Origin of the sequence: Maribacter sp. (assembly GCF_039968975.1) — a bacterium.
Classification (GTDB): domain Bacteria; phylum Bacteroidota; class Bacteroidia; order Flavobacteriales; family Flavobacteriaceae; genus Maribacter.
In genome coordinates this window covers 1-5,854 of the sequence record NZ_JBDVOT010000154.1, presented here as the reverse complement: position 1 = coordinate 5,854, position 5,854 = coordinate 1, and the positions used below count along the sequence as shown (strand labels likewise).

Below are 5,854 nucleotides of genomic sequence, written 5' to 3'. Positions count from 1 at the left end.
AACAGGCGGGCTTAGGTGGTAAAGAATCTTTATTTAATTCTATTGCCATCGGTATCGTTAACCTTGTATTCACCTTTATTGGTATACGCTTATTGGATAAATTAGGTAGAAGACAATTGATCATCATTGGATCTATAGGTTACATTATTAGTTTAATTATGGTGGGCCTTTGTTTTCAAATGAATTTAGGGTCTACACTTACCATTACCTTCATCTGTACTTTTGTTGCTTCTCATGCCATTGGGCAAGGTGCGGTTATTTGGGTATTTATCTCAGAAATATTCCCTAATAGCGTTCGTGCATACGGGCAATCTTGGGGTGTTAGTGTACACTGGGTATTTGCAGCGATCATTACATTGATCACTCCGTTTTTCTTAGATGCTACCCAAGGTGTACTGAAAGACCAGGTATGGTATATCTACTACTTTTTCTGTGGTATGATGGTTTTGCAATTAATATGGGCAATTACCAAAATGCCAGAAACCAAAGGGATTTCTTTAGAGGAACTGAGCAAGGAGTTGGTGAAGGAGTAATTTAAAAAGTCACTAAAGAGCTATTTGTAAGTATCCTTTACTTGCCTTATATGGTAACTATAGTTATTGTAAGCTAATGCGTATTTTTATTTTCAAAAACTGTTTCATAATGATTTACGGTTGGAAAGGGTTCGTAATAGTCATGTAATAATTCTTTCCATTTCAGGTAACCTTTAGATTTTCGAAAGCCAATTTCATGACTTTCTACGTCTATCCAATCTACTAATAATATGTATTGCCCATCATTCTCAATACATTTACGTAGCGTATGTGAACAATACCCATCAATTGATTGAATGTGTTCACTGGCCAGTGCAAAGTCTGTTTCAAACTTACCTTGTAAATTTGGCTTAACATGTAATATGGCGACTTCAAGTATCATACTTCCTCTATTATCGAGTTTCCTTTAGATTGGTCTCCAGAAGTCCATTGCCAGGTTTCATGAAGTCTAATTTTACCGTTCTCCATAATTTCGGGAACTGAAATACACCTGCCTGTCATTAATACTCCTTTTATATTCACTTGATGATAACGCATGTCAATAGTACCGTCTAAAGCTACTATCCCTATTAAGTGCCCTTCTAGTATTTCTCCACCACAATAACTAGCAGTTAGTATATTGTCTTTTTGTGTATACTTAAAAAGGGTTTCATGACTAGTTTCGCCATTCTTAGTATTGACTACCGGTCTAAAGGTTTTATTGTTATAATTCATATTATATCGATTACCGTTTTGTAAATCTATGCTTTAATTCACACAAAACTTCTCTCGATATGCCGTAGGGCTAATTCCTTCTTTCTGTTTTGAACAATCGTAAAAAACAGTGCTGAAATTAAAAACCCAATTCATGAGTTACCTCAGCAATACTTTTACTTGGTTTATTCAACGTACTCTTAGATTCATTGTAATTACAAAATGCTTAATAATTATTTTACCAACAATTGTAAGACTTATATCGTTTGTTTAAATTCTTTTGCGGTTCTTTAAAAGTATAATCCTTGGAACAACGGATTTAAAATACTAAACAAACTGTTGTTTTAGAAGTATTCTTATTTTTCCTACAAAAATGAAAGTGGTTTAAAATACATTGAACAGTACAAATTTCAACCCTAAGATTGCCAAAATTTTTAGCCGGTTAAAATACCTATGTAAAATGGGTTAGATGTCTTTATCTGCGGCAGATAAAGACTTTAAAGTAATTGCGGAAATTAAGCCGTTAAAGAAAGTTTGTTTCGTTGCCGCCTTTAGGTCTTCATTACCAATAGTACCATTAACAGAAACATTGGAAACCCCCGTGTTATCTATACTTTTCGAGGTATTAAGGCTACCGTCCAAATGCTCGATGTTAGCTTGAGCATTATCATCAATAATGCTAGTGTAAGAATAATAAAATGTAAATAAAATTGATAAAGAAAAAGCAATCGCTGCAATTTTCAATGAATTTTTCATTCCTTTAATACTTATATAATTACCTACTTTGAGTCTTGCCCAAGAAGTACTTTACATAGAATTTCATAAATTTTTGTGGGGAAACTAAACTATTCGAAACTTCTGATTGGATGGTAAATATATTATTTTTTAATGACACTTTCCTACAAAAAAAGGTAAGATTTTTTAATTATTTCTTACAAATTATCTTAATTATTGACGCTGAATGCATTACATTAACCGATGAACGACGTGAACATAGTTGTGTGATTTTAACATTTAAAATCATTCTTACACGCTAGAAAAATTGATCGAAAAATAAGTGACAATTAATTATTGAAAAAACATATTTAAGCCAATTCTTCAGATACTAATTCCATAATTTCTCCGTTATTATTAGTTGCCCAAATTTGTAATGAATCATAGCCATTACGTTTTACACTATCAAAATCTATTTTAGTGCCGTCTATGAGTTCTAGCAGCCCATTCTCATCTACCTCTTCTCTAAACTCATCTTCATAATCAATACCGTTATAAGTTGAAATGGTTATTTCAAAAATATCATTCCCTTTGCTGTCCTTATAATGATTTGTTATGGGTCTATTAGTAATTTGCTCTTTCGTAAAAGTATCGCAAAACATAGCATTATACGCGTGTTTACAGCCGTCAAATAAGAATGATTCTACCTCAGACACTACATGAACAGCAACTATCAAAGCTGGTGCAAAATTAGTTTCTACAATAAGGTTATTATAATCTTCATGAAGTTCTCCGTAGTATTTAATTTTGAATTTACTGTTACCAGAGGGTGAGCTCAGTTTTCTGCGCCATTCATGCGAGTGTAATTCTTTAGGGTTTTCTATATGCTCTGTAATACCTTCAAGAAATGTGGGACCTAAAACGCCATTGTCCGTGTCAAATACATGGGACTTATTACTCCCTTTTTTAGACATACCGAAAATGCCCATTACTTTATTTTTATCTGTTTTACCACAGAAGTAAGGGGTATTGCAAAAACACCGTCATCATTTAATAAGAAAACAATATCCTTGGTCTTGCCAATGAGCTTACCCTTCTTCATTTCATTATCCACCATAGTAATGGTAATATCTCTTTGATTGGTTATTTTTTTCTTCGTGTATTTACCGTAAAAACCAGCAGATAAAAACAAATACACAACAAGACCTGTTGTAATCATTAACACTCTATACTGTTTAAACCATTTATTTCTATCACTCCCAAAATTGAATCTTGAATATGATTTGGGCCATCTTTTGAACCACACATAATCTATGTAGAACAGTATAGAAATAAACAATGTAGATGCCGCTGCAAAAAGAATGATGTAAACATCTGAAAATGGAGCTATTAAAAAATCAAAAACGTCTCCGTAATCAAAAATGTTTATACCAAACTCAGCATATTTCTTATAATTAAAAATCATACCTATGCCAACAGCCAAAAGATAACAAACTGTAATTACGGTTTGTATTTCTTTTATAATTAATTCATAGGTATCTTTTATTAAGCCTTCTTTCATTTTTTAAAAATAAGGATTAAGGTTGAGTAGCGTATATTCTGTGGCAGGAATAAATACGGCTTTATTGAAAATCCCCATTTTAAATGGTATAGTTATTTATTTAAGATATAAACTTTGCTTAGCAAGTAAAGCTCTTAATCCATAAATACATCGTGCCCGTTCATTAATGCTATAAATAGATGCTGAAAATAATTATAGAATTCTAAAATACTTTTGTCATTGTCTTTTGGTAAATTCAAATCTAGATAAACATACTTTTTGTCTTCATTGTTGAATTTAGAATATCTGTCTTTAGGTTCAATTTGACCTGAAACAATACCACCAAATAACATTAACAAGTAGTTGATATGAGTGGTTTGCATCAGTCCATTTAATACAGTTACTTCTAGTAGTTTATTTGTGTCTATTGTTTTCTTTTTAAAGAGACTTTTGCTTAAAACAATTTCTGTTGGTTTTGAGCTTTCAAAGAATGTTTGCCCGTGATTACGCATTTCGCCAAATCGTTGTCCACTTATATTTTGATCTTCAATAAAAACTATTGTTGTTGAATAGGGTAATCCTTTTTTATTTGACTCTTCGGCAATTGTTGCAAGCCATTTTTCACATTTTTGTGAAATTGGATAAGAGACATATCCAACACAACCAAACGCTGTATTTTGAGAAATAGGACAATTTTCGCACTTTTTTCCTAACTCCTCTAAATGGTTGGTCTTTTCAATTAAATCAGAAACTTTTACACTTACATTTTTATTACCTTCTGGTGTCACCAAGGTTTGTGTAAATGAAGATTGTAGTGCTTCTTCCCTAGTTTTACCACTTTCAATAATCATATTTAAAACTGCAAAACCTCTGTTGCGGTCTTTAATTTGATTTAGAAGTTCTTCTTGAGGTACATTTTCTTTTACTTCACAATCTCTTTGCGTTATTAAATCTAATCCCATTTTGTAGTTTAAGTTGATTGATTATAACGGTTCTGTATGCAATTAGTTGTTTGATTAAGCTCTTAATTTAGAAAACAAAAAAGCTCAAAAAATGTGATATTAGAAGCTGTGAGCCTAGAATAATATTGTTTCAGATTAAACAAGAATTTGTTTGTTTTTTATCTCAGCTCTTTGATGGACACAGTTATATATTTATATCTTTTAATTCTTTCACTAAGTCAATTAATTCTTTCAAATTAGAGTCAGCTTTTGTTTTGTTTTTTCCAGAGAAAAGTTTATTTTTTTGTGTAGGAGATTCATAGAGTTTATTAACTGTTTCTTGAATTAATTGGTCTTTACGATTTGTATCTCCTTTTATTTGTTCAGCATAAGCCATTAGTGAAGTTGCAATACTTTCCCTAAAAGCATATTCCTCCTCTAATCCTCTGGTTTTAGTAAACTGTCTAATAGCAAAATACAGAATAGTTACAATCGGTAATAATCTTATACCTGCAACAATTACCTTTTCTGTTTCAAAACTAAAATCACCATTAGAAAATAGTTTAAAAATATACCACGCTAAGAAAGATGTAATTGCCACTGTAATAATTAACCAAACAATAGTTGACCAAAATAACCAGACTTTTCTAATTCTAAAAGTTGATTGTAAATCACGGGCAATTGCTGGCGATAAAAGTTTCTCTAATTGTTCTTGAATTCGAGTAGCTTCTTCGGATAATTTTTTGAGTTTCTCAGCTTCTGAAGAATTAGTCCCTATTATATCTTTTGATTTTTTCTCATCTAAAGATATTCTGTCCTCAATTTCTTCAATTTCTTCTTTTTGCTTTTCGATTTGTTCTGTGTGGTTCTTTATTGATGCTTGAACTTCCGCAAGGTTTTTATCAATTGAGGACTTTATGTTTAAAATTGAGTTTGAAGTCTGTTCAATTTGAGATTTAGTTTGGTTAGTACTATTCAGATTATTAGTTATCTGCGTTAATTCTTTTTCCTTTGACGATTTGAAGGTTTCTATCTCGCCTTTCAATTTTTCAAAAGCGTCTTTGAATTCTTTTGCTTTATTTAGGTTAGTCCTAAGTTCTTTATTTAGATTATTATTTTGTGTTCTTAGTTTTTTAACTTCTGTTATTACGTCTGGTTTTTCGTTTTTTACTAATAAAGAATAAATTCCAGTTTGCAGGACATATGTTTGTAAGAACAGTGACCAAGTTTCTGTATTCACTAAATTTTTAGCTTTAATGACTTGAATTAGTTTTGCTAAGACTTGATTTATATCCATCATAGATTGGTTATCTCTACGGATAAAATATCGTGAACAGGAATACAGGAAATTCAATTCATTAGCTTCTTGAATCGTAACTATAGAATTTTGAATTAAATCGATTATTTCTGACGCTGTAAGTCTTTTAATAATA

The 5,854-nt window shown here is 31.2% G+C and carries 8 protein-coding genes; 1 reads left to right on the top strand and 7 read right to left on the bottom strand.

Annotated elements, in window-relative coordinates; translation table 11 throughout:
- Window positions 1–533: MFS transporter (locus tag ABJI11_RS10620; protein WP_348351943.1), on the top strand; the 533-nt coding region annotated here is incomplete at its 5' end.
- Window positions 534–606: 73 nt separating this feature from the next.
- On the opposite strand, the gene ABJI11_RS10615 is transcribed toward ABJI11_RS10620, so the two are convergent.
- The 7 genes from ABJI11_RS10615 to ABJI11_RS10585 form a co-directional block, all read right to left on the bottom strand.
- The gene (locus tag ABJI11_RS10615) at window positions 607–915 is read right to left on the bottom strand and encodes an antibiotic biosynthesis monooxygenase (RefSeq protein ID WP_348351941.1); all 309 of its coding nucleotides are present in this window, start codon (window positions 913–915) and stop codon (window positions 607–609) included.
- The gene (locus ABJI11_RS10610) at window positions 912–1,247 is read right to left on the bottom strand and encodes a n-acetylglutamate synthase (protein ID WP_348351940.1); all 336 of its coding nucleotides are present in this window, start codon (window positions 1,245–1,247) and stop codon (window positions 912–914) included. Before ABJI11_RS10610 ends, ABJI11_RS10615 begins: the two co-directional genes overlap by 4 nt.
- 444 nt (window positions 1,248–1,691) lie before the next feature.
- Complete coding sequence (locus tag ABJI11_RS10605) at window positions 1,692–1,982, bottom strand: hypothetical protein (RefSeq protein ID WP_348351938.1); 291 nt, start codon at window positions 1,980–1,982, stop codon at window positions 1,692–1,694.
- Between the two features lie 329 nt (window positions 1,983–2,311).
- Complete coding sequence (locus ABJI11_RS10600; RefSeq protein WP_348351936.1) at window positions 2,312–2,929, bottom strand: hypothetical protein; 618 nt, start codon at window positions 2,927–2,929, stop codon at window positions 2,312–2,314.
- The gene (locus ABJI11_RS10595; protein WP_348351934.1) at window positions 2,929–3,501 is read right to left on the bottom strand and encodes a hypothetical protein; all 573 of its coding nucleotides are present in this window, start codon (window positions 3,499–3,501) and stop codon (window positions 2,929–2,931) included. Before ABJI11_RS10595 ends, ABJI11_RS10600 begins: the two co-directional genes overlap by 1 nt.
- Before the next feature lie 134 nt (window positions 3,502–3,635).
- The gene (locus tag ABJI11_RS10590) at window positions 3,636–4,442 is read right to left on the bottom strand and encodes a hypothetical protein (protein WP_348351932.1); all 807 of its coding nucleotides are present in this window, start codon (window positions 4,440–4,442) and stop codon (window positions 3,636–3,638) included.
- A 184-nt stretch (window positions 4,443–4,626) separates the two neighbouring features.
- Window positions 4,627–5,854 (bottom strand): hypothetical protein (locus ABJI11_RS10585; protein ID WP_348351930.1); only part of this gene is annotated, 1,228 nt, incomplete at its 5' end.